The following is a 25,994-nucleotide window of genomic DNA, read 5'->3' on the forward strand; positions in this document are numbered from 1 at the left end:
TTGTCAATTGCATTCCCGCATCAAAGATGCTAAAATCAGAAAGAATAATCCGCGGATTCGATTCACCGAAATCGGTATCACACCACAACCGGGAGGTTCCTTATGCGGTTTTCTTCATCGACGCTGGGGGCAGATCGCCGCCATGCCCGTTCTCTGCTTTTTGCAGAGGGCTGTCTGCTGGGGATTCTGGCGTTTTTATTGATTTTTGGAACACGCACACTGGGCGTCACCTGGGATGCGTGGCTGCGGGGCGGCTTTATTGAAAAAGACTGCATCCAGCATTACACGGGGTGGCTGTTCTACCGGGAGGCCCCTCTCTCCTTTCCTTTGTGCGTATCGCCGGATGTAAACTGGCCGGACGGTTTAAGTGTAGCCTTTACCGATTCCATTCCCCTGTTTGCCGCATTCTTCCGCTTGCTGGAGCCGCTTTTGCCTTCTGTGTTCCAGTATTTCGGGTGGTATGTACTGCTCTGCTTTTGTTTGCAGGGCGGCTTTTCTGCGCTGCTGCTTGACCGGCTGCTGAAAAGCCGTTGGGCTCTTTTGACAGGAAGCTGTCTGTTTGTTGTGAGCCCTATCATGGTAGAGCGCGCTTTCCGGCACACCTCACTCACGGCGCATTTCCTGCTTATATGGGCCCTCTACTATTATGTGTGTTCTGTTCAGGAAGACCGTTATTTTTTCAAAGGTGCGTTTGTTCTTAACGCATTGGCCATCAGCCTGCATCCTTACTTTGTGCCAATGGTCTATGCAGTACTGTTTGCCATGCTGGTGCAGTACGCGCTGCGGCATCGGAGCTGGCTGCGTCCGGCCGCCTTTTTATTGCTGAACTTTGGGGCAACATTGCTTTCCGCCTGGGCGTTTGGCTTGTTTTCCGGCGTACTCAGCGAAAGCAGCGGCCAACTACTGTATGGATACTTCGGCATGAACCTGAATGCCTTGTGGAACCCCACCAGTATCGGCACATCAACCTGGAGCCGCCTGCTGCCAATCCAGAATCAGGTGCGGGGCAACTATGATGGTTTCAACTATTTGGGCCTGGGCGTTTTGTTGATGGCTGTTTGTGCTGTCGTGATCCGCATTGTGCAGACCGTTCTCCGTCGCTGGTCTCCCTGGAAAGCCCTGCGTCGGCATGGGATGCTTCTTCTGGTATGCGCTTGCCTGACAGTATTTGCCGTAAGCAATGTTGTCTCAGCAAACGGCGCCACCCTGTTGGAAATTCCACTTCCGTTGTGGTTGCTTCGGCTTGCCTCCTCGTTCCGTTCCAGCGGGCGGATGTTCTGGCCAGTTTACTACCTGATCATTGCGTACAGTCTGAAAACTTTGCAGGATGTCCTGTCTGCTAAACGGTTGGCCGTTCTTCTTTGTGCCGTGGCAGTACTGCAGGTCTGGGACATCTCGCCTGCGCTGCTGGAGCGTCGCCAAATGCTGGCGGACTACGAACAGCCTGCGGAATTCGCCAGCGGATTGCAGAGCAATTTCTGGCGGCAGGCTGCCGGGAAATACGACCATCTGGTAACGCTGAGCGATACAGCAGAGGACACTCTGTATCTGGCATTGTGGGCAGCAGACGCCGGAATGACCACAGACGATCCGTTTGCCGCTCGCTCCGATCAGCAAACGCTGAATGCCCGTCGCGAGGCTACGATTCAGCAGCTGGAACAAGGCGAAATACAGCAAGACTGTCTGTATCTCACTGACAATGAAGGAATATTCCTCCGCCTGGCCGATCAGTTGCAGGGGCAGGCATTCTGTGCGCGGGTGGATAGCCATTATATTATTGCTCCCGGCATGACGTATACCGGATCGGATGCGCTGCTGTACAGCGAAGACTATCCCATTTATGTACTGGACTATACCGATGCCAACTGGGACCACGGCGTACTGACCTGGGATAACTGCACCGTTATGTTCGATGATACCCCGTTGCTTCGCCGCCGTCTGGAGGGGGCGTCGGCTGTTGTGGCAAACGGTATCCGCTACGAGATTCTGACGGTAGATGACAGCGACCCTGGGTATATCATGCTTACGTTGGATACAGAAGACGCCGCCGTGCTGCGCGGTGTGGAATTGGAGTTTGTATCATGAAAAGAATCTGCGTAGACAGTTCTTCACCGGTTCGTCTGGATAAGTACCTGATGAATCAACTTCCTCAGCTGGGTTTAGGCCGTCTGAACAAGGCGCTGCGGGAAAATAAGATCAAGCTGAACGGAAAAAAGCAGCCGCTGTCCACTAGGGTACAGACCGGAGACGAAATTTGCCTGTATATTCCGGATTCCTGGCTGGAAGAGCCGGATTCTCTTCGGTTTGTATACCGGGACGAACAGGTATGGCTGGTAAACAAGCCGGCTGGCCTTCCCGTGGATGCACCGGAAGGAGACAGCCTGCTGGCACGAGCCCGCAAAGCAGCGGAGGGTACTTCCGCACAGCCAAGGCTCTGCCACCGGCTGGATACCGGCACCAGCGGTCTTGTGCTGCTGGCGTGCACAGATCGGGCGGAAACGCTTCTCACCGATCTGATCCGCCGCCGGGAACTGCAGAAAGAATACCTCTGCGTAACCTTTGGGCGGCCAGATCCAGCCGCGGGTGTACTGGGAGGATATCTGTCCAAGGACGCTCAAAGAGGCGTTGTCCGGATTGTCCCGCGGCCGGGCCCAACGGCAAAGCCGGTAGAAACGCGCTATAAAACCCTTGCCGTCAGCGGGCGGCTCGCTCTGCTGCAAGTGCAGCTGATTACCGGGCGGACCCACCAGATTCGGGCCCATATGGCCTCCATTGGATGCCCTATTTTGGGTGACAGCAAGTATGGCAACAACGCCGCAAACCGGGAACTTCACTTCCGCTATCAGGCCCTGTGCGCCTGGCGGTTGTATTTTCCAAAACTGTCTCAGCCGGAACTTGCCGGTGTAAGTGGGCAGACTTTTGAATTGCCTATGCCCTGGTATTGCGGTCAGGTACAGCGTGGGGAATTGCAATAAACGATAAACCGGTGGCTGCCTTTCACTTTCGTGAAGACAGCCACCGGTTTCTTATTGATTTGTCAGCGCCGTTTCCTGCGCGATTCGTTCTACTTCTTCATAGCTGTAAAGAGAGTTCAATACCCGGCAAAGTGCCGTTTTGGAAAGCCGCACCGGTAAGCCCAGGCGTTTCAGAAACAAAAACCGCTGCTGCTGGCAGTCAGGGCGTCCGGACAGGCCCCAGGCAAATAAATCCGCGTGGGTAATCGTCCGGCCTTTACGGGGCTCACATTGCTGCGCCCCGGCGTTCAGAATGGCAGCCCGCAATACGGCAGCATCCATTCCTTCCACCCCCAGCAGCCCTTCTTTACCGGGAACGGCTTTGCGTCTCTCTTTGCCGGGCAGACTGGGCACATACGCCTGAAGGGTCCTCTCCTTCCCCACCACATTTTCCACAAAGCGTCGGATACGAAAGCCGGCAGCATCGGAATCTGTCAGAATCAGCACGCCTCTCGCACGCCCCAGTTCCCGCAGCAGCTGCTGCTTTTCTTTATCCTTAAAAATCCCGAATCCGTCGGTGGTAAGAATCAACCCGTCCACCAGCGGCTCCAAAGCGGCTGCATCGTACCGGCCTTCCACCACAATGACCTGGCGAACACGAAGTCGTTCCTGACTCATCGGCTCACCCCCACAGCCGCCAAGCGGCAGAACGCCGTTTGCAGGATGACCTCTGCATCCACAGGCGTCTGTTTGATAGCCAGATCTGCTTCCATCAGGATTTCAATGCACTGGTCCAGCTGCTCGGTGGAGTAACGCCGGGCTGCATCCATAGAAGCCTTGATCCGGTAAGGGCTTCCGGAATAATGAAACTCTTTATACAATTCTTCGCTGCTGCGCTTGGCTGTACGGGCAGCACCTGCCCGGCACATATCGATATAACTGCCGGACAGAGCCCCCAGAATTGCCAGCGGCTCATTCTGCTGCTCCAGCAGGATCCTCAGTTTTTCCAGCGCTTTGCCTCCGTTTTTGGCGGTCATGGAACGCACCATTTCCCAGACATCCGCCTCCAGGCTTCGGGTGCCCAGTTCCGCCACCAACGCCGGTGTGATTTGAGTATAGCCGCAGGAGGCAGCCAGCTTGTCCACCTCATTTCTCAGTGCAAACGGATCGCTGCCGCAGCGATCCAGGATGACCTGTGCTGTGGTCATATCCAGCTGCGTATCCTGCTCTTTAGCACGGGCAATCAGCATGCGGCACAGGTCCTGGGGCCCTGGCTTTTTCAGTTCTGCGCAGTACCCACTCTTGCCACATTGCTCCAGCAATTTTTTGACCCGTTTTCCGCCTGCGTCTTTGGCGTTCTCCAGCAGCACCGTGATGATAAATACAGCGCTCTCCAGGCTGGACAACACATCACACAAATCCTTAATATCTTTGTCGCTGTAATCCGCCGGCCGCAGACGCTCCATAAGCACCACACGGCGGGTTCCGAAGAAAGAAATAGTTCCTGCCGCCATTACGATTTCTTCAATGGTCGGGGCAGGGCCCGGCAAAACGGTTACCTCATCCTGTTGTTCCGTCAATGCCTGCAAGGTCTGGCGGGCTGTTTTATGAAGCGAGTATTCTTCCTCGCCCCAGAAGCAGAATACAGGTGTATCAGCCTTCAAGGCGCTTTTCCATTCTTTTTCATTCATCAACATGATAGACCTCGATCATACGGACGCTTTTTCCCGGCCGTATCTCCAGAATATCGCCATCACCATACAAGACCTCCCCACCTGCCAGACGGCCGGGCGAAATCTGCAAATCCGCCTGGATATCACTGGACTCACCAGAGTTTCCCAGGATCCAAACACTGGCCGCCAGCGGGTTTGCCAAACGAACTGTGCCGCTGCAGAGAACCATTGAGTAACCACCCACACTAAGGCGGGCAAGGCATCCATTTTTAGCGTGATAGCTCTCTACCAGTATATCAGAAACTTGGTGGTTTGTCTGCATCCCGGCGGGCAGCTGCTGCACCTGGATCGCAGGACAAGCAGCTTCCTCCCAGAAATTGTTATCCGCCTTTTGCCGTATATCCAGTATATAACGCAGGTCCAGGCAACGAACCTCCAGATACTCTCTTACTTCTTTAACCGCGCTGTACCCTCCCTGAAAAACAAGTATGGCGTCATCTCCCTGCCATGCAATCATACAAGGAGAAGAACTGCTTCCCACCAGCGCCACATGTACCAGGCCAAAAGAGGCAAATGTACTGATTCCAACAGCAAACGCTGTGCAGAATGGCAGGATTATAAGCATCCGTTTCCAATGATGCGGGCTGAACCAGAAAAGCAGGGCAAGCCCCATCAAGATCATCCAGGCGCAAAGGTAGTAATCCTTTTCCAGAACAATACGGGAAAAAGGCAGCGAAGCTGTGGCGCGCAGAATGGCAACCAGCAGCCGAATCAGAATTTCTGCCAGGCGTGATAGCAGCTGCAAGGGAACTGCAAGCATCGGCGTCAGGGCACACACCGCACACAGCAGGCCCAGCACCAGAATTGGCTGAATCAGGTACAGGCAAAGCAGGTTGGAAAGCACAGAGACACCGCTTAGTTCCATATTCTGGGCAAGCTGAACCGGAAGTGAAAACCAGGCAGCAAAAACCGGCACAAGCAGTATGTTAACCAGCTGAAAGCGCCGGGGCACCGGATACTGATTTCGGGTCACTCTTGAGTAAAGCGCGCCGGCGCAGAGAACACCCAAGGTTGCGGCAAAAGACAGCTGCAATCCCAAATCGCAGGACGCAAACGGGTTGGCAATTCCCAAAAGCAGAGCCGCCATGCCCAGAGACGTGAAGGAATCAACCGGAAGCGCAAACAGCGCACCTATACTTCCAATCACCAGTGCGGTTCCTGCCCTAAAAATAGAGGGCGAAAAGCCGGTCAGCACAGCATATGCCGGAAATATCACCAGGTTTGCCACAGCACGAACCCGGCTGTTTTTCAATGAACCGGCTAAAATTCCGCAGACAAGGCTCAGGTGCAGACCGGAAACTACCAGAAGATGAGAGACACCCGCCTGCCGGAAGAGAATCTCCCATTCCTCAGACAGGCCGGTGCGTTCTCCCAGCGTCATAGCGCAGAGCAGGGATCCTGCATCAAATGAGATATACTGGCGTATCTTTCTGGAAAGCATAAGCCGCCATTGCTGAACAGCCAGCCAGAAAGTCTGCTGTTCCCCTATCCAGTCCGCGTCTGAAAGATAGGTCAATTCCAGATAAATCCCATCCGCAAGTCTCGACAGTTTGTACTCATCGTCTGCAAGAGTGGAAACGTCAAAGAGACCGCGTACAAGTTCTCCAGGTTCAGAATTCGGAAAAACAGAACAGTAAGCGGTATAGTGACAGCTTTTGCCATCGCTCTCCAAAACTGTTACCTGTGCGCTGACACGGTCATCTTCATAGCATTCTCCTGTTTTCTCAACACGGACCAGCAAGGGCAAATTGGCTCCCTGATGCTGTGCAGCCGTCGGATACAAAATTAAGTGTACATACAACTGCTGAAAGCCAACCAGCGCAACAGCGCTCAGCAGCAGAAACAGCAGCGTATATTGTTTGGCAAAGAAGCGGCAAAACACAAAAATGGCCGCAGCACATACAGCCGTCAGGGCGAACCATGTGCCCGGCGGCATCTGTGCTGCGGCTAGTTGGCAAAGCAGAAAGAACAAGCCCAGCAATGCAAGTTTTCTGCGAATGACCATTCTGAATCAGTGCTCAAACAGAGGGAGCTTTTCCAGGAAAACAATATCGTCCCGCTCGGCAGCGTCACCCTCGGCCAGGACAGCGGCGCGGGCAACAACCTTACCGGTGCTGCGGCTCACCAGCGCTTCCAGCGCATGCAGAGAGCCGCCGCTGCTGATCACATCATCCACAATCAGAATACGTTTGCCGTTCATGGCATCCAGATCCTTCTTGTCGATAACCAGCGTTTGCTTGGCAGCGGTCGTAATGGACTGATCCTCCACAACGACAGGCTCGCTCATGTAAAGCTTTGTGCCTTTACGGGCAGGAATATAAAGCTTCCCGCTCTGCCGACTCATCTCATAGGCCAAAGGAATGCCTTTGGCTTCAGCAGTAACAATCACGTCAAACTCAGGGCACTTTTCCAAAAGTGCCTGCGCGCAGGCAACTGTAAGCTCCACATCGCTGAACATGATAAACGCTGCGATAGACAGGTGTTCATTAATCTTGCAGATAGGTAGTTCGCGGGTAACCCCAGCGACCTGCAGAGTATAGGTATCCGGCATGATAAACGATCTCCTTTCCTGCTTTCAAATCAGCCCGGAGGCCAGGCCAGACTGCGCTTGGCAAGCACATGAAAGTGCAAATGCTTTACACTCTGTCCGCCATCTTCGCCCACATTGGTAACAACCCGGTAGCCATCTTCACAGCCCAGCTCTTTGCACAGGCGGGCAATCACAGCGAAGATGTGTCCGACCAGCGCGCTGTCGGTCTCTTCCAGGCAGGCAGCCGAGTCCACATGCTGTTTCGGAATCACCAAAAAGTGCACCGGAGCCTGCGGATCAATGTCATGGAAAGCGAGAATCTGGTCATCCTCATACAACTTGTTGGAAGGGATTTCCCCTGCCGCAATTTTGCAGAACAGGCAATTCTCCATAACGCTGGGTTCACTCCTTTCGATACGAAACTATTCCGTGCTGTGCACGGCTTCCACCCGTCCTGGCTTATACACAAGCCAGGACGGGTGGTTAACGTCCAGATGCTTTTCTATCAGCCGTTCAGCGCACTGCGCACAATACCGGCCACAGCCGCCAGGGCCTCGTCAACCTTGGTAGCGTCCTTGATACCAGCCATGGCAAAGTCCGGTTTGCCGCCGCCGTTGCCGCCGGCTACAGCCGCGATCGCCTTGACGAGGGCACCAGCTTTCAGGCCGCGCTCCTGTGCATTCTTACCGCAGGATACCGCCAGGGTGATCTTGCCGTCACTGGCACCAACCAGCGCAGCAACCGTGTTGGGGGCCTTGTCACGAATCTTGTCGCACATGCTGCGCAGGGTATCCGAACCGGTACCGGAGAAATACGCGGCCATGATCTTGATGCCTTCTACATCCTGCGCATTCTCGAACAAGCCGTCAATCTTGTTGGCAGCCAGAGCAGCCTTGGCTGCCTCCAGTTCGCGCTGCGTGCTCTTCAGTTCACCGGCAATGGTAACGGCGCGCAGAGGCAGATCGTGCACGCTATTGACCTTGAGCGCATCAGCCACCTGGTGGAGCATTTCGGTGCGCTCGTCCAGCAGGCGCAGAACGCCCATACCGGTGGTGCCCTCGATGCGGCGAACACCCGCCGCCACGCTGGACTCACTCAAAATCTTGAAGCAGCCCAACTGCGCGGTGTTCTTTACGTGGGTACCGCCGCAGAATTCGGTGGAGTATCCTTCGATGTCCACAACCCGTACGATCTCGCCGTACTTCTCGCCAAACAGGGCCATAGCGCCCATCTTCTTGGCCTCAGCCAGCGGCAGGTTGCGCACAGTTACATCCATCGCGGCAAAGATCTTCTGGTTTACGATGTGCTCTACCAGCGCAATCTCCTCAGGGGTCATTGCGCTGAAGTGGGTAAAGTCAAAACGCACCCGTTCGTCATCCTCGTAGGAACCAGCCTGATGCACATGGTTGCCCAGTACATCGCGCAGCGCCTGCTGCAGCAGATGAGCACTGGTATGGTTGCGGGCGATGGCACGGCGGCGGCCCTTGTTCACCGCAGCGGTCACAGTCTGGCCCACCTGGATCATGCCGCTTTCCAGCACACAGGTATGAACAAAATACCCTTTCGGAGTCTTCTTCACATCCAGAACTTTCAGGCTGGTGTCGCCGCTGGTCAGGGTGCCCTGGTCGGCCACCTGGCCGCCCATTTCCGCATAGAACGGAGTGTGATCCAGCACCACCAGAATGCCTTCCTTAGCGCCATCGTCGGTAGAAACCGCGTCTTTCAGGCCCTCTTCATCAGACAGAGCCAGCACAGTGGCCTCTTCAGTCAGGGTATCATAACCGGTGAAAGTGGTGGGAGCCGCATCCAGTTCCCCGAAGATATCCGCAGCCCAGCCAGAAATATCACGGCTCAGACGATCCTTGCGGGCCTTCTCCTTCTGCTTCTTCATTTCGATGCGGAAGTTCTCTTCATCCACCAGGACACCCGCTTCGGCCGCGATTTCCTTGGTCAGATCCAGCGGGAAACCGAACGTATCGTTCAGCTTGAAAGCATCCAGACCGGACAGAATCTTTTTCTTACCTTCCAGCGCGGCCTTTTCGATGCTGTCAATCAGGCCGCTCAGGATTGCCATGCCCTGATCAATGGTCTTGTAGAACCGCTCTTCCTCGGTGCTGATGACCTTCTTGATGTAATCGGCGTGCTCTTCCAGTTCGGGATAGCCGGCCTTGTTTTCATGGATAACGGTATCCACCAGTTCGGTCAGGAACGGGCGGTTGATGCCCAGCATCCGGCCATGACGGGCAGCGCGGCGCAGCAGACGGCGCAGCACATAGCCGCGGCCCTCATTAGAGGGCAGAATGCCGTCGCTGACCATAAAGGTGGTGGAACGAATGTGGTCGGTGATCACGCGGATGGAGATATCGGTCTTTTCATCCTGACCGTAGGTCTTGCCGCTGATGCGTTCCACGTGATGCAGGATCGCTTGCACGGTGTCCACTTCAAACAGGTTGCCCACGCCCTGCATCACGCAAGCCAGGCGCTCCAGACCCATACCGGTATCGATGTTGGGCTTTTCCAGGCGGGTATAGTTGCCCTTGCCGTCGGAATCGAACTGGCTGAAGACCAGGTTCCAGACTTCCATGTAACGGTCGCAGTCACAGCCGACCTTGCAGTCGGGCTTACCACAGCCATGTTCCGGTCCACGGTCAAAGTAGATTTCGCTGCAGGGACCGCAGGGGCCGGAACCATGCTCCCAGAAGTTGTCTTCCTTGCCAAAACGGACCATGTGGCTGGGATCAATGCCCACTTCATTGACCCAGATATCCCAAGCCTCATCGTCCTCTTCATACACCGAGATGTACAGCAGGTCAGCAGGGATCTCCAGCACCTTGGTCAGGAACTCCCAGGCCCAGGCAGTGGCTTCCCGTTTGAAATAGTCCTGGAAGCTGAAATTGCCCAGCATTTCAAAATAGGTACCGTGACGGGCAGTAATGCCAACCCGCTCGATATCCGGCGTACGGATGCACTTCTGGCAGGTGGTCACCCGGTGACGGGGCGGCTCCTCCTGGCCGAGGAACCACTTCTTCATGGGGGCCATACCGCTGTTGATCAGCAGCAGGCTGTTGTCGTCCTTCGGAACCAGCGGAAAGCTGCCCAGGCGCAGATGGCCCTTGCTCTCAAAAAAGCTCAGGTACTTTTCACGCAGTTCGTTCAATCCAGTCCATTGCATTGTGTGATTTCTCCTTTTCTTATTACGAACAGAGCCACAAAAAACAGCCTCCGCCCCTGTTACTGGGACGAAGGCTGAACGCTTCCGTGGTACCACCCGGTTTGCGGCATATGGTGTATACCGCCACTCTGCCGCGTTAACGCCGCGCTTACGTCCGGTTTGATTCGCCGGAGGCTCCGGGGTGGCTTGAGCGGACTGCCTGCCGAGCCTTGCACCAACCGGCTCTTCTCTGGAGGCGACAGCCAATGTCTTGGCCCCTTCTCTGCCTTTTTCATACATATTCATTATATTCTTCCCGGCTGCGGTTGTCAACTGTTTTCCAGCCAGTACAGTGCCTGGCATACCTGTGCGAAAATCTCGGTACAGCTGCTCAGGGTGTTTGTCGCAGTATCCTGCAAAACCAGAATGGTGTAATTCGGTTTCTCGTCCGGATACCATCCAGCAAACCACAGGTCCATGATCTCGGTGCCGTCTTCTGCGTACCGGCCTGTCTGTGCCGTACCGGTTTTTCCCGCTGCACCGCCGGGAACTTCGGAAGCCGCACGGCCGGTTCCCTCTTCTACTACCCGGCGCAGCATTCCCTGGAGTCTGCCGGCGACAGAATCGCTGATTGCCTTTCTTTGACCGGTTTGTTCCGCCGGATCAATCACCCGCGAACCATCAGCTGTGCAAGCCCCCAACAGCACGGACGGATCCAGGAAAACACCGTCATTGGCAATGGCATTCATCATGGACAGAACCTGCAAAGGTGTGGCCAGCAGTTCGCCCTGGCCAAAACTGATGCCCGCCAGCTGCCCCTTGTTTTGCAGGGTATTGGCATCGGGCAGATTTCCGGCCGAGGCACTTAGCCCTTCCGCCAGGGTCTGGGTTTCACCGAAGCCAAAGCGTGCCGCGATTTCCTGAATTGCTTTGCCCCCCAGAAGCTGACCCAGCTGAATAAAGTAGCAGTTGCAGCTTTCGGTCAGCGCGCTGTCCAGGTTGACCATGCCATGTGCGGTGTTGCCTGCACAGTGGTAAACATGTCCGTTGATTTCAGTGCTGCCGGTACATTCCCAAGTAAACCAGCCCATATCCTTTTCCAGTGCCAATGCTGCCATTACAGGTTTAAACACTGAGCCGACATTGAATGCACAAAGCGGGCGATTCAGCAGCGATGTGTCGTTCGCCTCGATGCTGTCCGCCACATTATCCGGGTCAAAAACCGGCATGCTGGAACTGGCCAGGATACGTCCTGTACGGCGCTCCATTACAAGAATGCACCCTTTTTGTATGGTTTGCTGCGCAATCGCCTCGCAGGCACGCTGGATTCCCAGATCCAGTGTCAGCATAACACCATTTGCCTGCGTACCAGTTTCGGTAAGGCGGGGCGGCTGCTCCTCCATCAATTGGCCGCTGGCATTGGTGATGCACTGCACGTAGTCGGCACCGCCGCTGTCGGAAAGCTGTTCGTTGCAGGTAAGTTCCAGGCCGGATACGCCATTTCCATCCCCATCCAGATAACCCAGCAGATGCACGGCTACCGGTATGGGCCAATATCGCCCCGTTCTGGCATAGGTATAGATTCCTTGATCCGTGAGATCCGTGCTTACCTGAACAAGAAATGGAGTGGTCGCATTGCGCCGCTGATACAGCAGTGTCTGTTCCCGATATGAGACATAGTCAAACAGCCGCGTATAACTTCCCTCTGACGGAATGGACAGGGCATAATATTCCGTGCCATATCCCGTGAGATTGTTCCCGTTCCTGTCAAAAAAATCCCCGCGGCGGGGCGACAGTGTCAAGGTGGTGACGGTCTGCGCCATGGCCGTCTGCCCGTACTCCCGGTTTGAGGCCGTAATGAACAGCCGCCCCAAAACAACAGAGTACAAAAGCAAGGCCGCAGCAAACAACGCAATCACCCGTTTGGCACGCATAAAAACACCCCCGGAAAAGAGTGTGGCCCTTTTCCGGGGATGCTATTCTTTTATGCCGGGTTTTCCCCTTGCTTAAGCGCTGCGATTGCGTCCCGCAGATAGCGCACGCCGATCAGCCGCATCCCCTCCAGACCAGAGCGATCCACCTGCGACAGGCTGTGCTGCGGAACAATTGCCCGGGTAAAGCCGATACGGGCCGCTTCGCGCAGCCGGGATTCCAGGTGGGTCACACTGCGGATTTCACCGCCCAGCCCCACTTCGCCCAGCGCAATGGTGGTATCTCCCACCGGCTGATCCAGCAGTGAAGAAACCATTGCCAGGCAGACGGCCAGATCACAGGCCGTTTCATCCAAGCGCAAACCGCCTACAATGTTGATATATACGTCCAGCGTGCCAAAGAAGAAGCCTGCCCGCTTTTCCAGCACTGCCAGCAGCAGGTTGGCCCGGTTATAGTCAAAGCCGCTGCTGGTTCGCCGGGGTGTGCCCAAACCGCTCTTGGTAACCAGCGCCTGAACCTCGCTCAGGATCGGGCGGGTGCCTTCCATGGTACAAGCCACGCAGTTGCCGCTGATGCCCAGCGGTCGCCCCTTTAGAAGCAGCTGGGACGGGTTGGAGATTTCCTCCAGGCCCTCACCGGTCATATCGAACATACCGATCTCATTGGTGGAACCATACCGGTTTTTCGCCGCACGCAGAACCCGGTACGGCAGGGTTTTGTCCCCTTCAAAATACAGTACCGTATCCACGATATGCTCCATGACCTTGGGGCCGGCAATGGCGCCGTCCTTATTCACGTGCCCCACAATAAAGGTGGGGATTTCCAGGCTTTTGGCTACCGCCAGCAGCCGGGAAGAGCACTCTTTTACCTGAGAAACACTGCCGGAAGAAGAAGCGATATCCCCGCAATGCATGGTCTGGATCGAGTCGATCACCACCAGCTGGGGCTTCATCTGTTCAATCAGGCCGCAAATTTCGTCGATTTCATTTTCGCTTACCAGTGAGATGTTATCCTGCGGAACCCCCAGACGATTGGCACGCAGCTTGATCTGCCGCACCGATTCCTCACCCGTCACGTAAAGCACATGATACTGCAGGGAAATTGCGCCGCACAGCTGCAGCAGCAGGGTAGATTTGCCTGCGCCGGGCTCACCGCCCAGCAGTACTACGCTGCCGATCACAATGCCGCCGCCCAACACCCGATCCAATTCGCTGATACCGGTAATAATGCGGCTTTTTTCTTCGGTAGTGCTGATTTCACTGAGGCGGCGCGGCACCAGGCTGGTTACTCCCGGCACTCTGGCAGCAGCCCCACGCCCGGATTTTGCCGGGGCAGGTGCGGGTTGTTCTACATCTTCGGTCATGGTGTTCCACATCCCGCAGGAGGGGCAGCGGCCCATCCAGCGGGGGCTTACCTCGCCACAATTGGAACACACATAAATGGTTTTCGTCTTGTTTGCCATTGGTTTCGCTGCCCTTCCTTTGCATTCGGGATCATCAATATGCATTCTATTATACCCGAAACCATCCCGGTTGAACAGGGCCACTTTTCCAATAAACAGGCACACGCCCCGGCTGACTTCCGCAGCCGGGGCGTGTGCCTGTTTATTGGGACAAAAAATGGTTAGGAAAGGACCATACGATCGTTGGCGATCCCGCCGCCGCTGACCTCTTCAAATTTGGCCAGCAGATCCGGAACCGTAAGCTTTTTCTTTTCTTCGCCAGAAACATCAAAGATTACACGGCCCTCATGCATCATAATCAGCCGATTGCCATAGTAAATGGCGTCTTTCATGTTATGGGTGATCATCAGGGTAGTCAGGTGGCTTTCCTCCACAATTCTGGCGCTCAGTTCCAGAACCTTCTTCGCGGTTTTAGGGTCAAGGGCCGCCGTATGCTCGTCCAGCAGCAGCAGCTTCGGCTTTTTCAGGGTAGCCATCAACAGGGTCAGAGCCTGGCGCTGGCCGCCGCTCAGCAGGCCTACCTTGGCGGTCATGCGATCCTCCAGCCCCAGATCCAGGATTTTGAGCATTTCCCGGTATTCTTCCCGTTCCTTGCGGGTAATGCCAATACCAAGCCCGCGTTTTTGACCGCGGCGGGCTGCCAGCGCCAGGTTTTCTTCAATTTCCATATCGGCGGCTGTGCCCGTCATGGGATCCTGGAACACACGCCCCAGAAAAGCAGCACGCTTATGCTCCGGCAAACGGGTTACGTCCTTCCCGTCGATGGTAATACGACCCCGATCCACCAGCCAGGTACCTGCCACCGCATTCAGGATGGTGCTTTTACCGGCGCCATTGCCGCCGATTACCGTGCAGAAATCCCCATCTTTCAGTTCCAGCGAAAGGTCATTCAGCGCTACCTTTTCGTTGACGGTGCCGGGGTTGAAAACTTTTACCACATGTTCCAGCTTAAGCACGGTCAGCGCCTCCTTCCTTTACCTTGATGCGGGAGTATTTGCTCTTCCAATACGGAACCGCCAGGAACACGGCGACCACCATAGCGCTAAGCATCTTGAGCATATCCGGATCCAGTTTCAGCTGTACGGCAAACTGGTATACCAGGTAGTAAATAATAGCCCCCAGACAAACGCTTAAAAGGCGCAGGGCAAAATTGCGGAAAATACGCCCGAAGATGGCATCGCCAATAATCACCGCAGCCAAACCGATCACGATGGCGCCACGGCCCATATTCAGGTCTGCAAATCCCTGATACTGGCTGAGCAGAGCGCCGGAGAGTGCTACCAGCCCGTTGGAAAGCATCAGGCCCAACACGACATTCCGGTTGGTATTGATGCCCTGGGCGCGGCTCATGTTCGGATTGCATCCGGTGGCCCGGATCGAGCAGCCCAATTCTGTACCGAAGAACCAGTACAGCAGTGCAATAATCACAACCGTGAAGAGCGATACCACCAGTACCGGGTTGCGCAGGGAAAACTCTTTAACCCAACGCAGTGAAATCAGAAGATCAAACTGATCCACGTTGATGGACTGATTGGACTTGCCCATGATTTTCAGGTTGATGGAGTACAGAGAAAGCTGGGTAAGAATACCGGCCAGGATAGCCGGGATCCCCATGAAAGTATGAAGCAGCCCGGTAACAAGGCCGCACAGAAGCCCCGCCAGCAGCGCGCACAGCAGTGCCAGCCAAACACTGTGACCCGCCAGCATAACCATTACGGCGGTAGCGCCGCCGGTGCAGATAGAGCCATCGACTGTCAGGTCCGCCACATCCAGCACTTTATAGGTCAGATAGACACCCATAGCCATGATGCCCCAGATCAGCCCCTGCGCCACCGCGCCGGGCATCGCATTCAAGAAAGATTGAAAAAAGCTCACGATCGTTCCCCCGTTGCATGTACATTCTGTATGCGGACAGAACAGCGGGAAAAGCTGAGCTCTCTCCCGCTGTTCCGTTCATGCATAGTTTTGTTGGTCAGCCAATGGCCTCGTAGCCTTCCGGAGCGGTAAGACCCAGCTCCTCGCAGATCGCAGCGTTATATTTCTTGGTAAACTGAGGTGCGTACTCAATCGGCATTGTGGCGATATCCGCCTCGCCCGTCAGAATCTGGGCTGCCATTTCGCCGGTCTTGTAGCCGATATCATAGTAACTGATGGACAGGGTCGCCACGCCGCAGCCAGCGCAGATGCCCTCTTCACCTGCGATCACCGGAACCTTGGCAGGCCGGCAGATGCCGTCCACAATACCCCTATTGGACGCCACGGTGTTGTCAGTGGGAACGTAGATTACGTCACTTTCCGCCGCCGCGCTGGTGGTGATGGTGGCCAGGTCGTTGGAATCCGAGAAAGGATACAGCGTGCAGGTGTAGCCCATCTCTTCCAGCTCAGCTTTGACAACATCCACCTGGTACTGGGAGTTGGGTTCGCCGGAGCAGTACAGCAAGCCCACCTTTTCGGCATCCGGGAACCATTCCTGCAGCATGGCAGCCTGCTGATCCAGAGGCGCCAGATCGGAAGTGCCGGAAATATTTCCGCCCACCGTGCCGTTAAAGTCAGACAGGCTCAGAGCCACGCCGTACTCCGTGATCGAGGTGCCCAGAATGGGAATCGTATCGGTAGCGGCCGCCGCTGCCTGCAAGGCGTTGGTGGCATTGGCCATAATCAGATCCACCCCGCTGGAAACAAAGCTGGTTGCGATCGTTGTGCAGGTATTGGAATCGTTCTGCGCATTCTGGACGGTGATCTCCACCTGGTCGCCCAGCGCCTCCGTCAAAGCGTCCTGGAATCCCTGTGTGGCGGCATCCAGCGCTTCGTGCTCCATCTGCTGCAGCACGCCCACCTGAAACACCTTAGCACCATCGGAACCGGTGGCGACAGAACCGGACGAGCCCCCCGCGGCGGAAGAACCGGAACCGCCGCAACCCGTCAGGCTGAGGGCCAGCATACAGCCCCCGACCAGAATAGCCAAACCCTTTTTCATCTGCGTATTTCCTCCCCGTAACGACGCGCTCTTTAGCGCATCGTTGATTTAATGTACCAAAGTATAGCACATTGTTTTGCAGAATGCAAGGGTCAATTCCTGTTTCTATCACAGCAGCCTGCGGTAAGCTGACGGAGAAATTCCATACCGGGCTTTGAATGCAGAGGACAGATGATACGGACTGCTGTATCCTAATTCTTCACTGATAGCCGCCAACGTTTTTTGCGGGTCCGCCAGCAGATCACAGGCTTTTGCCAGACGCAGCCGGCTGCGGTATTCCATAGGGGTTTCTCCGGTAAAGCGACGATACTGATGGAGTAGGTAGTATTTGGACATACCCGTTGCCCGTGCCAGAGAGTCCAGATCCAACGGATGCGCCAAATCCTCAAGCAATTGCTGCGCCTGCAGCACGGCAGGCGGAACCGCATGGTCAGGCAGGTGCCCGATCAGGGCAAGCAGGCGGGTAAGCATGGATTCGGCATACAGGACACGGGTAGTTTGCTGCCCGGCCCGTACTTCGTCCAGAATCTGCCGCATCAGTTCAAACGCCTGCGGCGGTGCCGGGAACGCACCGGATTGCGCCGCCCGCCCTGCCAGCGCAGGAACGCCTGCTCCCGTACAGTGAAGCCAGAGCAGCGACCAGGTTTCCCCTTCCCTGTTGCCGTAGCTGTGTGGCTGATCCGGGCTCAGCAGTACCATCTGGCCGCGTTCGACCGGAAAAGCCGCTTCCTCCCCCCGGGCTGCCCATCCGCGCCCATCGGTGCACAGCAGCAATATCCACTCATTCAGTTGCCGGTTGCGCACCAGATGCTGGTTCATCTGACGATAAAAGCCCGCTACCGCAAGCCGCACCGGCCGGGAAGACAATTCAGCTTCCGGCAAGGGCGGTACAGCGGTGGATATGTGGGTCTGCTCAAACGAATCCACAACGGTTTCCTCCTTACAAGAACGTGATACCTGAATTGTATCATGCTGTACTGCCGTAAACAATCCCACGCATGAGCAAAACCAAATCCGAAAGAAAACAGGGCTGTATGCCGCCAAACAAAGAGCAATTTTTTGTATGGAATCGGCAAGATTCTTCATTCTCCCCAGGCACTGTCCGTGATAGGATACAAGCCGGAAGCTCAAGGAACCTAATTTTGACGCTCACGATAACAAGGAGGCACACCATGTTTTCTTCTCATGATCGCGACCGGCTTCGGAAACTGGCGCAACAGCAGCTGGAAATCCACAACAGCCCGGTCAACCAGGCGCGTATTGCCCTGTGGAAACGGCACAACGCCTTTCGGGGTACCCGTCCCATGATCCATATCGAGCTGGATACCTTTGCGGATGAACTGATCCCCGCGCGGCTGGAGTGTGAATCGCCGGATGCCCGCCGGCTGGAGACCGAACTGCTGCAGAAAACCATCAACCTGACGGAATTCGACGATGACTGGGTGGTTCCGGATTATTTTGGTGTGGAATGGGAGCAGTGGTTCCGTCCGTTTGGCTGGGATGTTCGTACCGAAACGGCGGAAGACGCCAACGGGAACCGCCTGGGCCATTGTTTTGTGCCGGTCATTGAGGAGCTGGAGCAGGATGAAGACAAGCTGCGCCCCTCGGATTTTGGCGTAGACAAGGAAGCGACCCGCCGCCATATGGAGCTGGCGCAGGAAGCATTTGGCGATATTCTGCCGGTCAAAATGATCATGAGCAGCCCGCCGGTTGTGCTTACGCAGCAGATTGTGCACCTGATGGGCATGGAAAATATGTACATTGCCATGATGGATGATCCGGAGCGCTTCGCTGCCATGATGGATCGTCTGGCGGAAGACTATCTGCGCTTCTTTGCCTATCTGGCTGAGAACGACTGCCTCTACCCCACTACAGGATTTGAGCTGCTCCGTCAGGGAAGCCTTTGCTTTACGGAGGAACTGCCCTCCACCCGTCCTGCAAGTGTAAAGGAAATATGGGGCTTTATGGATTCGCAGGAAACCGTCAGTGTTTCCCCGCAGATGTTCCACGAACTGATCTTCCCCAGCTACAAAAAGGTGGCTGACGCATTCGGTCTGCTGTCCTATGGCTGCTGTGAACCGGTCAGTGCTGTGTGGGATGATGTATCCACCCTGACCAATCTGCGCAAAGTGAGCATTTCGCCCTGGTGCGACGAGGTGTTTATGGGTGAACAGCTTCGCGGACGCAAGACCGTTTTCCACCGCAAACCCAGCCCCAATTTCCTGGGTCTGACCGGCACGCTGGACGAAGCGGCCATCCGTGAGCATTTTGATCACACCCTGCAGGCCGCCCGCGGCTGCACGCTGGAGTTTACCCAGCGCGACGTGTATACCGTACAGAAAGATCCGGCCCGTGTGCGGCGTTACGTGCAGCTGCTCCGGGAAGAGATTGAGACTCACTGGCAGGGCTAATAAAAAGTTAAGCGCCGGGCCGCGTTTTACGCAACGCAGCCCGGCGCTTTGTTTATATAATTACAGTTCTTCCAGCATCGCAGCGCCCCGGGTAAGCAAAAAACGCCAGAGCAGGATGCCAACGGTCAGGTACAGCGCTGCGGCAGCAGCAAGCCAACCGCAGCCATTCCATACCTGCGGAATCAGCTTGAACAGCAGTGCGCCGGGCAGCATCAACGCAAATCCTGCCAGCAGCCCCACAAGCGTAGCGGCAGATTGCTTGACCACTACAGTGGGATTCGGTGCATCCAGCTTGGGGAGATGCAGATTCACCACAAGGCCCATAGGGGCTACGCAGAATGCCATTGCCACAGCGGCCACCAGCAAAGCCACTGCCTGCGCCGTTGTAACACCCAGCGCCCACCCCATAACAGGGACGCAGACTACAAGGAACGGAAGCACAAGAATAAGCTGCATTCCAATTTTACTTCCAAACAGCTCCCAGGGACGCAGGGGTGCACTTTTCAGGATCCAGAGTTGCTCTCCCTCCAGACTGATCGAGCAACTGGTGGGCTGCGTCATCGCCAGAATAAAACCAACCGTCAATGCCAAAACGGCCGTCATAGGCATGGATTCGGAACCCAACTGGGCCATTAAGAGCTGAAGCTGGTCTTTTTGCAGTACGGCGGCAACTGCGCCTATTGCAAGCAGCAGCAAACCAATGCCGGTATTGAACAGATAGATGCTGATACCAAAGTAACGCCGAAATTCCCGGCCGATCAGCGCCCGCATATGTCCACTGGAATGCTGGCGGGTCAGTCTGTAATCAAAACGGGCGCGGTGACTGGCCAACAAGGTTAAGATTGCCGCATACTGCCGGCTGATCAGCCAGGCAATCAGCAGGAACGGAAGGACGCATACCGCTGCCAGCGCCGCCAGAGAAGCATCCTGCAATTTCAAAGCTTCGGTAAACCAAAGGAAAGGCCGCATAGGCCAGGATGTAAAGAAGGCGCTTTGCATCTGGAACATCTGTCCCTGCAGGGAAAACGATCCGGCAAAAATGCCCGCCAGCAACAACAGATACAGCAGATTGTTGATCAGCGCCTTGTGACTGAAGCGGGCGGAGATGAGGGCCAGCACAAAACCGGCAGCCATAGCCAAAACGCAAGGGAGAAACGCCAGCAGCAGGACACTGATCGGTAGGGCAATAAAGGCAGCCGGTGTGCAGCCGCCCTGCAGCATCCACGCCAGCCACACGGGCAGCATCCAGACCCCCAGAAGGAACAGGTTTTCCAGATATAGCGCCAACACGCGGGACAGAACCAGTTGCAGCGGCGAGACCGGCCAGGAGAGGGCCAGATCCATATCCCGCGTACTGAACAGGATCCCCTGCGCCCCGAACAGGCTGAATGCCGCGCACAGAATAACCGCCAGCAGCGACATAAGCATCGGCAGCATATCCACCATTCCCTGCTGTGCCAGCATAGTGGAGAAACTGAAGCTGTAGGTAGCGGAAAGCATCAGCATCAGACCACCCGCCAGCGCCAGAACACCAGCGCCGGAGATGCGGCGTTTTCGGTTTCCGCCCGCCAGATTCATGGCGTACAGCATCCCCCAGAAGCTGACCTTGAGGAGCGCGCCGAATTTACGCATGGTCGGCACCTCCCGCTGTCTGGCGCAGGAAAACATCCTCCAGGGATTCCCCGGCCACGACCTCTTCCATGGTACCGTACCGGATCAGTTTGCCCTCTTGGATGATAGCCACCTTGTGGCAAAGCTTCTGCGCTACCTCCAGCACGTGGGTGGAGAAAAACACCGCTCCGCCCTGGGCGCACAGCTGGGCCAGGTATCCCTTGAGAAGATGGGATGCCTGTGGATCCAGACCTACAAACGGCTCATCCAGAATCAGCAGTTTTGGCTTGCGAATCAAGGCGCTGATCAGGGCCAGTTTTTGTTTCATGCCATGCGAATAACTTCCGATGGGGCTGCCCAGTGCCTCCGTAAGCTGAAAATCATCGCCATACCGGGCAATCCGCCGGGTGCGGTCGTCCCCTGGAATATCGTACAGATCCGCGATAAAGTTCAGATAGTCGATTCCCTTCATATAGTCGTAGAGATCCGGATTATCCGGCAGAAAGGCCATAACCTTCTTGGCGCCCACCGGATCGGTATGCAGGTCTTTCCCGTCCACCCGGATGGTTCCCTCTGTGTAGGACATCACACCGGCCACCGCACGCAGGGTCGTGGTTTTACCCGCACCGTTATGCCCGATAAAGCCGCAAATCTCCCCCGCATGAACGACCAGATTCAGATCGTCTACGGCACGTTTGCCGCCGGGATAGGTTTTGGAAAAGTGTTCAATCGAAAGCATCGCTTGTTTCCTCCTGACCGGCCGCCCTGTCCGGGAACGGGCTGACTTTCTTGCCCTATTTTACACCTTCCACCCGGGGGAATGTCAATACTTTTCTGCAAATTAAAACGGGCAGACCGTATTCCGCAGTCTGCCCGTTTTGCTCATTTTTTAAAGAACGGCGTAAAGTCAAAGGTTGCAAAATAATCTTCCGGCGTTTCGGCGCGGCGGATCAGCTTGTGGGAACCATCCTCCCGCAGCAGCACTTCAGCGCTGCGCAGCTTGCCGTTATAGTTGTATCCCATAGAGAATCCATGTGCCCCGGTATCGTGCAGCACCAGAATGTCACCGATCTGGATTTCTGGCAGCATGCGGTCAATGGCAAACTTATCATTGTTCTCGCACAGGCCGCCGGTTACATCATATCGATGGTCACAGGGCGCGTTTTCCTTGCCGAGGACCGTAATGTGATGATAGGAACCATACATGGCAGGACGCATCAGGTTAGCAGCACAGGCATCCAGACCAATGTAATCTTTGTAGGTGTGTTTTTCATGCAGCACAGTGCTTACCAGGTGCCCGTAAGGCGCCAGCATGAACCGGCCCAGCTCGGTGAAGATTGCTACATCACCCATACCAGCGGGAACCAGAATCTCTTCAAACTTCCGGCGCACACCCTCTCCGATAACCATGATATCGTTGGCGGGCTGTTCCGGACGATAGTCCACCCCTACACCACCGGACAGGTTGATAAAGCTGATGTGCGCCCCGGTGGCTTCTTTCAAACGAACTGCCAGTTCAAACAGGATGCCGGCCAAAGTCGGGTAATACTCATTGCTGACCGTATTGCTGGCCAGGAATGCATGGATACCGAAATGCCGGGCCCCCTTGGCCATCAGCTTTTTATAGGCATCCACCATCTGCTGCTCGGTCATGCCGTATTTGGCCTCGCCGGGGTTGTCCATAATATCGTTGCCCATGGAGAATACACCGCCCGGATTATACCGGCAGCAGATCGTTTCCGGAATACCGGCCACCCGCTCCAGAAACTCCACATGGGTGTAGTCGTCCAGATTGATATAGGCACCCAGGCGGGCGGCAAGCTGCATGTCCTCCACAGGGGTTACATTGGAGGAAAACATGGTGTCCTGCCCGGAAAAGCCGCAGGCTTCCGCCAGCATCAGCTCGGTGTAGGACGAGCAGTCAACCCCACAGCCTTCTTCCTGCAGAATTTTCAGAATATAGGGATTGGGAGTCGCCTTAACGGCAAAGTATTCCTTGTATCCCTTATTCCAGGCAAACGCTTTGTTCAGCAGGCGGGCATTTTCCCGGATGCCCTTTTCGTCATAAATATGAAACGGAGTCGGTACGTCAGCAATAATGCGCTGCGCCTGCTCCAGCGTGATAAACGGTTTCTTTTCCATACGGATCTTCCCTTTCTTGCCCTCAATTCCGGGCGTTCAAACTTTCCCGATAGTTTGTATTATAGGGCAAAAAACGGCGGGGGGCAATGGAAAATGCAAAAAAATCTGTATCTTTTTTCATTTGCAAAACGGAAAGCCATTTGCTGCTCCCGTACTTTTAACCATAACGGAATGACAAAACAGCCCCGTAGAAAAAATCCGGCAAAAATATAGTACAAGTTGTACTTGTTGCACAAGAAATTGGGTTCAAAATGGGGTTTACAAAGATTTTCAGGTTAAAAGCGGGAAAAGCGTTTGTAAATCTTTTGAAAGTGCTGAAAACAAATCCTTTGCTTTGTCGTATATAAGACTGTACGAAAAAAGCCGGCAAGACACGTTCGCAGCCGGACCGCGCGAAACGTGCTGACAGGAGGCATAAGTATGAAATTACTGACCTTTGCGGTGCCCTGCTACAATTCACAGGACTACATGGCCCGCTGTGTGGATACATTGCTCACCGGCGGTGACCGGGTTGAGATCATTCTGGTGGACGATGGTTCCACGGATAATACCGGTGCCATTGCCGATCGGTATGCGGAAGAGCATCCGGATATTGTTAAGGTAATCCACCAACCCAACCAGGGACATGGGGCCGGTGTGAACGCCGGGCTGGACAATGCGACGGGATTATATTATAAGGTGGTCGACTCGGACGACTGGCTGGATACCGGAAGCCTGGAGCGGCTTCTGGATCAGTTGGAAGCATGGCACCACGCCGAGACCCGCGTAGATATGGTGGTATGCAACTATGTATACGATCATCTGCATGAGGGCAAGCAAAGCTCCATGGGCTACCGGAATATTTTCCCTGCCGGCAAGATCTGCGGCTGGGAAGATACGGGCCGGTTCGGGCCGTCCCAATACCTGATCATGCATGCACTGATTTTCCGTACCCAGCTACTGCGCGACAGCGGCGTGCGCCTGCCTGTCCATACCTTTTATGTGGACAACCTCTTTGCGTACAAGCCGCTCCCTCTGGTGGAAACCATCTGCTATCTGGATATGGACCTGTATCACTATTTTCTGGGACGGGACGACCAGTCGGTAAATGAAAGTGTGCTGATGCGCCGGATTGACCAGCAGATCAAGGTGAACAAGCTGGTGGCCGAAAGTGTGGATCTGAAAACGGTACGCAGTCCCAAACTGGCGCGCTACATGACCCGCAATGTTTCCATCATGACCTCGATTTCCTCAATTCACCTGCTTCTGATCGGCACACCGGAGGCACTGGAAAAGCGCCGGGAACTGTGGGAATATATGGACCGGTTGGATCCAACCTTGTACAAAAAGCTGCGCTACCATTGTCTGAGCGGCTTTACCTATCTGCCGGGAAGCTTTGGCCGGTGGCTTACCCTGACTGGTTACCGTCTGGCGCGCCGCGTAGTGCAGTTCCAATGAGGAGGAACCCTGTATGGAAAACCTGTATTTTGTGCTTGTGAGCACACCGGGCCTGTTCGCCAGCATCATACGGCAGGTAACCGGCATTGAATACTGCCACGTGGCGCTGGCTTTCGACCCGGATCTTCACGAAACCTACAGCGTGGGACGGCGCGTCCCCTCGGTGCCGGTTATTGCCGGCTTTGTGCAGGAAGACGCACACCGCATTCTGCAGGTCTTTCCTACGGCCAGCTATCGGGTGGTCAGCTATCCCTGTTCGGCTGAATTCAAGGATCGTTTGCGCCGGGAACTGCGCCGGTGCTGGCAGCGCCGTTTTCATTTTCACTATTGTGTCCTGGGGCTTCCGTTTATTCTGATGGGGCGGCCCTTTTACCAAAAAAACCATTTTACCTGCAGTTCGTTTTTGGCCCGTGTACTGAGCAAAAACGGCATGCATTTATTCAGCAAGCATTTTTCCCTGGTAACCCCCCGCGATTTCTACGAGCTGCCCGGAACACGACTGGTATATGAAGGCTCATTGGCGGGATATATTGGCCGCCAGCCGCTGCTATATGAAAAGAGGCGTGTCTATGAAGCGTAAATATTGGGGCAGCGTTCTGTTTCTGATAGTTTTGATCGCCGCCACCACCTTTGTGTTGCTCAAATCCAACGATATGCGGGCGGTGCTGGCGGCTATTGCCGCGGTGAAGCTGACATGGCTGGCACCTGGTATTCTGGCCGCGCTGCTGTTTGTCGCGGGCGAGGGCATGATTATCTGGTATCTGCTGCGCGCACTGAATATCCCGGTACACCCGCCCCAGTGCATCCGTTGGTCATTTGTCGGGTTCTTCTTTTCGGCCATCACCCCTTCTGCTACCGGCGGCCAGCCGGCGCAGATATACTATATGAAGCGGGAAGGCGTCCGCATTGCCGACAGCACACCGGTTCTTATGGTAGTGGCCGTACTCTACAAATTTGTGCTGGTTGTGCTGGGCCTTGCCCTGATTGCCGCCGCCGGAAATATCCTGCGCGGCGCATTCGGCGGCCTGCTCTGGCTATATTACCTGGGGCTCGGACTGAACATATTGCTGGTGGGCTTTCTGGTGTTTGTTATGGTAAGCCCCGGCTGCTCGCGCCGGATTGTGAGCGGACTGGAACATCTTCTGGAAAAGCTACACCTGCTCAAGCCCTCTCCCGCCCGTCATGAAAAGCTGATGGGCACCGTGGCGGAATACCAAAATGTAGTGCGGTATTTTCGCGGCCATCCCGGCTGTATTTTGACCGCCGTGGGGATGACATTTCTGCAGCGCGGCACCTTGTTTATTCTGACCTGGTTCATTTATTGCGGCCTCGGTCTGCGTGGGTCAGACCTGCTGACCGTACTGGTTCTGCAGGCTTCGGTCTACATCGCGGTGGACATGCTGCCGCTTCCCGGTTCGGTGGGAGCGAATGAGCTTGTGTATTCCACTGTATTTGCCGCTGTCTTTCCCGGGCAATATCTGGCTGCCTCGCTGTGTATCAACCGGGGTGTCAGCTTTTATTTGGTTTTGCTCGTCAGCGCCGTGGCGCTGGGCATCAGCCAGCTCATGCTGCGCCGGGCTGCCCCGCTGGCTGCGAAACTGTCCGAAAAAAAGCATCAAAAGCATGCATGACAAAATTTGTAAAAAGCAAAGAG

At 55.3% G+C, this 25,994-nt stretch carries 21 protein-coding genes; 6 read left to right on the forward strand and 15 right to left on the reverse strand.

Annotated features, from left to right (window positions below):
• Positions 1 to 102 precede the first annotated feature (102 nt).
• Positions 103 to 2,085 carry a DUF6311 domain-containing protein gene (locus B5E65_RS02970; RefSeq protein WP_087170286.1) on the forward strand — a complete coding sequence of 661 codons (1,983 nt, stop codon included), beginning with the start codon at positions 103 to 105 and terminating at the stop codon, positions 2,083 to 2,085.
• Positions 2,082 to 2,975: an RluA family pseudouridine synthase gene (locus tag B5E65_RS02975; protein WP_087170287.1), complete on the forward strand. Its 894-nt coding sequence runs from the start codon at positions 2,082 to 2,084 to the stop codon at positions 2,973 to 2,975. Before B5E65_RS02970 ends, B5E65_RS02975 begins: the two co-directional genes overlap by 4 nt.
• Positions 2,976 to 3,026: 51 nt before the next feature.
• Here the strand turns inward: B5E65_RS02975 and B5E65_RS02980 are convergent, their stop codons facing one another.
• From B5E65_RS02980 to B5E65_RS03035, 12 genes are all read right to left on the reverse strand, one after another.
• Positions 3,027 to 3,632, reverse strand: coding sequence for a ribonuclease M5 (locus B5E65_RS02980; protein WP_087170288.1), 606 nt, complete (start codon positions 3,630 to 3,632; stop codon positions 3,027 to 3,029).
• The gene (holA, locus tag B5E65_RS02985; RefSeq protein WP_087170289.1) at positions 3,629 to 4,651 is read right to left on the reverse strand and encodes a DNA polymerase III subunit delta; all 1,023 of its coding nucleotides are present in this window, start codon (positions 4,649 to 4,651) and stop codon (positions 3,629 to 3,631) included. The genes B5E65_RS02980 and holA overlap by 4 nt, the downstream gene beginning before the upstream one ends.
• Positions 4,638 to 6,692 (reverse strand): ComEC/Rec2 family competence protein, encoded by a 2,055-nt coding sequence (locus B5E65_RS02990; RefSeq protein WP_087170290.1) that lies wholly within the window; start codon positions 6,690 to 6,692, stop codon positions 4,638 to 4,640. The genes holA and B5E65_RS02990 overlap by 14 nt, the downstream gene beginning before the upstream one ends.
• 6 nt (positions 6,693 to 6,698) lie before the next feature.
• Complete coding sequence (locus B5E65_RS02995; protein ID WP_087170291.1) at positions 6,699 to 7,238, reverse strand: phosphoribosyltransferase family protein; 540 nt, start codon at positions 7,236 to 7,238, stop codon at positions 6,699 to 6,701.
• A gap of 29 nt (positions 7,239 to 7,267) precedes the next feature.
• Positions 7,268 to 7,609: a histidine triad nucleotide-binding protein gene (locus B5E65_RS03000; protein ID WP_087170292.1), complete on the reverse strand. Its 342-nt coding sequence runs from the start codon at positions 7,607 to 7,609 to the stop codon at positions 7,268 to 7,270.
• Positions 7,610 to 7,722: 113 nt separating this feature from the next.
• Entirely contained in the window at positions 7,723 to 10,389 is a 2,667-nt protein-coding gene (gene alaS, locus B5E65_RS03005) for an alanine--tRNA ligase (protein ID WP_087170293.1), read from the reverse strand.
• Positions 10,390 to 10,697: 308 nt separating this feature from the next.
• Positions 10,698 to 12,302 (reverse strand): peptidoglycan D,D-transpeptidase FtsI family protein, encoded by a 1,605-nt coding sequence (locus B5E65_RS03010; RefSeq protein ID WP_087170294.1) that lies wholly within the window; start codon positions 12,300 to 12,302, stop codon positions 10,698 to 10,700.
• A 50-nt stretch (positions 12,303 to 12,352) separates the two neighbouring features.
• Complete coding sequence (gene radA, locus B5E65_RS03015; protein WP_087170295.1) at positions 12,353 to 13,762, reverse strand: DNA repair protein RadA; 1,410 nt, start codon at positions 13,760 to 13,762, stop codon at positions 12,353 to 12,355.
• Between the two features lie 161 nt (positions 13,763 to 13,923).
• The gene (locus B5E65_RS03020; protein WP_087170296.1) at positions 13,924 to 14,718 is read right to left on the reverse strand and encodes an ABC transporter ATP-binding protein; all 795 of its coding nucleotides are present in this window, start codon (positions 14,716 to 14,718) and stop codon (positions 13,924 to 13,926) included.
• Positions 14,711 to 15,607, reverse strand: a complete 897-nt coding sequence (locus B5E65_RS03025) for an ABC transporter permease (protein ID WP_087170376.1) — start codon at positions 15,605 to 15,607, stop codon at positions 14,711 to 14,713. Before B5E65_RS03025 ends, B5E65_RS03020 begins: the two co-directional genes overlap by 8 nt.
• Positions 15,608 to 15,734: 127 nt before the next feature.
• A complete protein-coding gene (locus B5E65_RS03030; protein ID WP_087170297.1) occupies positions 15,735 to 16,739 on the reverse strand; it encodes an ABC transporter substrate-binding protein in 1,005 nt (334 codons plus the stop codon).
• Positions 16,740 to 16,847: 108 nt separating this feature from the next.
• Positions 16,848 to 17,825 carry a helix-turn-helix transcriptional regulator gene (locus B5E65_RS03035; RefSeq protein WP_087170298.1) on the reverse strand — a complete coding sequence of 326 codons (978 nt, stop codon included), beginning with the start codon at positions 17,823 to 17,825 and terminating at the stop codon, positions 16,848 to 16,850.
• A gap of 86 nt (positions 17,826 to 17,911) precedes the next feature.
• On the opposite strand from B5E65_RS03035, the gene B5E65_RS03040 reads away from it, so the two are divergent.
• Positions 17,912 to 19,150 carry a uroporphyrinogen decarboxylase/cobalamine-independent methonine synthase family protein gene (locus tag B5E65_RS03040; RefSeq protein ID WP_087170299.1) on the forward strand — a complete coding sequence of 413 codons (1,239 nt, stop codon included), beginning with the start codon at positions 17,912 to 17,914 and terminating at the stop codon, positions 19,148 to 19,150.
• A gap of 60 nt (positions 19,151 to 19,210) precedes the next feature.
• Here the strand turns inward: B5E65_RS03040 and B5E65_RS03045 are convergent, their stop codons facing one another.
• From B5E65_RS03045 to B5E65_RS03055, 3 genes are all read right to left on the reverse strand, one after another.
• Positions 19,211 to 20,818: a hypothetical protein gene (locus tag B5E65_RS03045; RefSeq protein WP_143402961.1), complete on the reverse strand. Its 1,608-nt coding sequence runs from the start codon at positions 20,816 to 20,818 to the stop codon at positions 19,211 to 19,213.
• Positions 20,775 to 21,500 carry an ABC transporter ATP-binding protein gene (locus tag B5E65_RS03050; protein ID WP_087170301.1) on the reverse strand — a complete coding sequence of 242 codons (726 nt, stop codon included), beginning with the start codon at positions 21,498 to 21,500 and terminating at the stop codon, positions 20,775 to 20,777. The genes B5E65_RS03045 and B5E65_RS03050 overlap by 44 nt, the downstream gene beginning before the upstream one ends.
• Positions 21,501 to 21,643: 143 nt before the next feature.
• On the reverse strand, positions 21,644 to 22,903 hold the full coding sequence (locus B5E65_RS03055; RefSeq protein ID WP_087170302.1) for a diaminopimelate decarboxylase: 1,260 nt from the start codon (positions 22,901 to 22,903) through the stop codon (positions 21,644 to 21,646).
• 420 nt (positions 22,904 to 23,323) lie between these two features.
• On the opposite strand from B5E65_RS03055, the gene B5E65_RS03060 reads away from it, so the two are divergent.
• Genes B5E65_RS03060 through B5E65_RS03070 form a run of 3 tightly spaced genes read left to right on the forward strand, consistent with a single transcriptional unit; the run spans position 23,324 to position 25,971 of the window.
• The gene (locus tag B5E65_RS03060) at positions 23,324 to 24,340 is read left to right on the forward strand and encodes a glycosyltransferase family 2 protein (RefSeq protein WP_087170303.1); all 1,017 of its coding nucleotides are present in this window, start codon (positions 23,324 to 23,326) and stop codon (positions 24,338 to 24,340) included.
• Positions 24,341 to 24,353: 13 nt separating this feature from the next.
• Entirely contained in the window at positions 24,354 to 24,920 is a 567-nt protein-coding gene (locus B5E65_RS03065) for a hypothetical protein (RefSeq protein ID WP_087170304.1), read from the forward strand.
• Positions 24,910 to 25,971 (forward strand): lysylphosphatidylglycerol synthase transmembrane domain-containing protein, encoded by a 1,062-nt coding sequence (locus tag B5E65_RS03070; RefSeq protein WP_158098498.1) that lies wholly within the window; start codon positions 24,910 to 24,912, stop codon positions 25,969 to 25,971. Before B5E65_RS03065 ends, B5E65_RS03070 begins: the two co-directional genes overlap by 11 nt.
• The last annotated feature ends 23 nt before the right edge of the window (positions 25,972 to 25,994 follow it).

The sequence above is a fragment of the Gemmiger sp. An120 genome (assembly GCF_002160955.1).
GTDB lineage: Bacteria > Bacillota > Clostridia > Oscillospirales > Ruminococcaceae > Gemmiger_A > Gemmiger_A avium.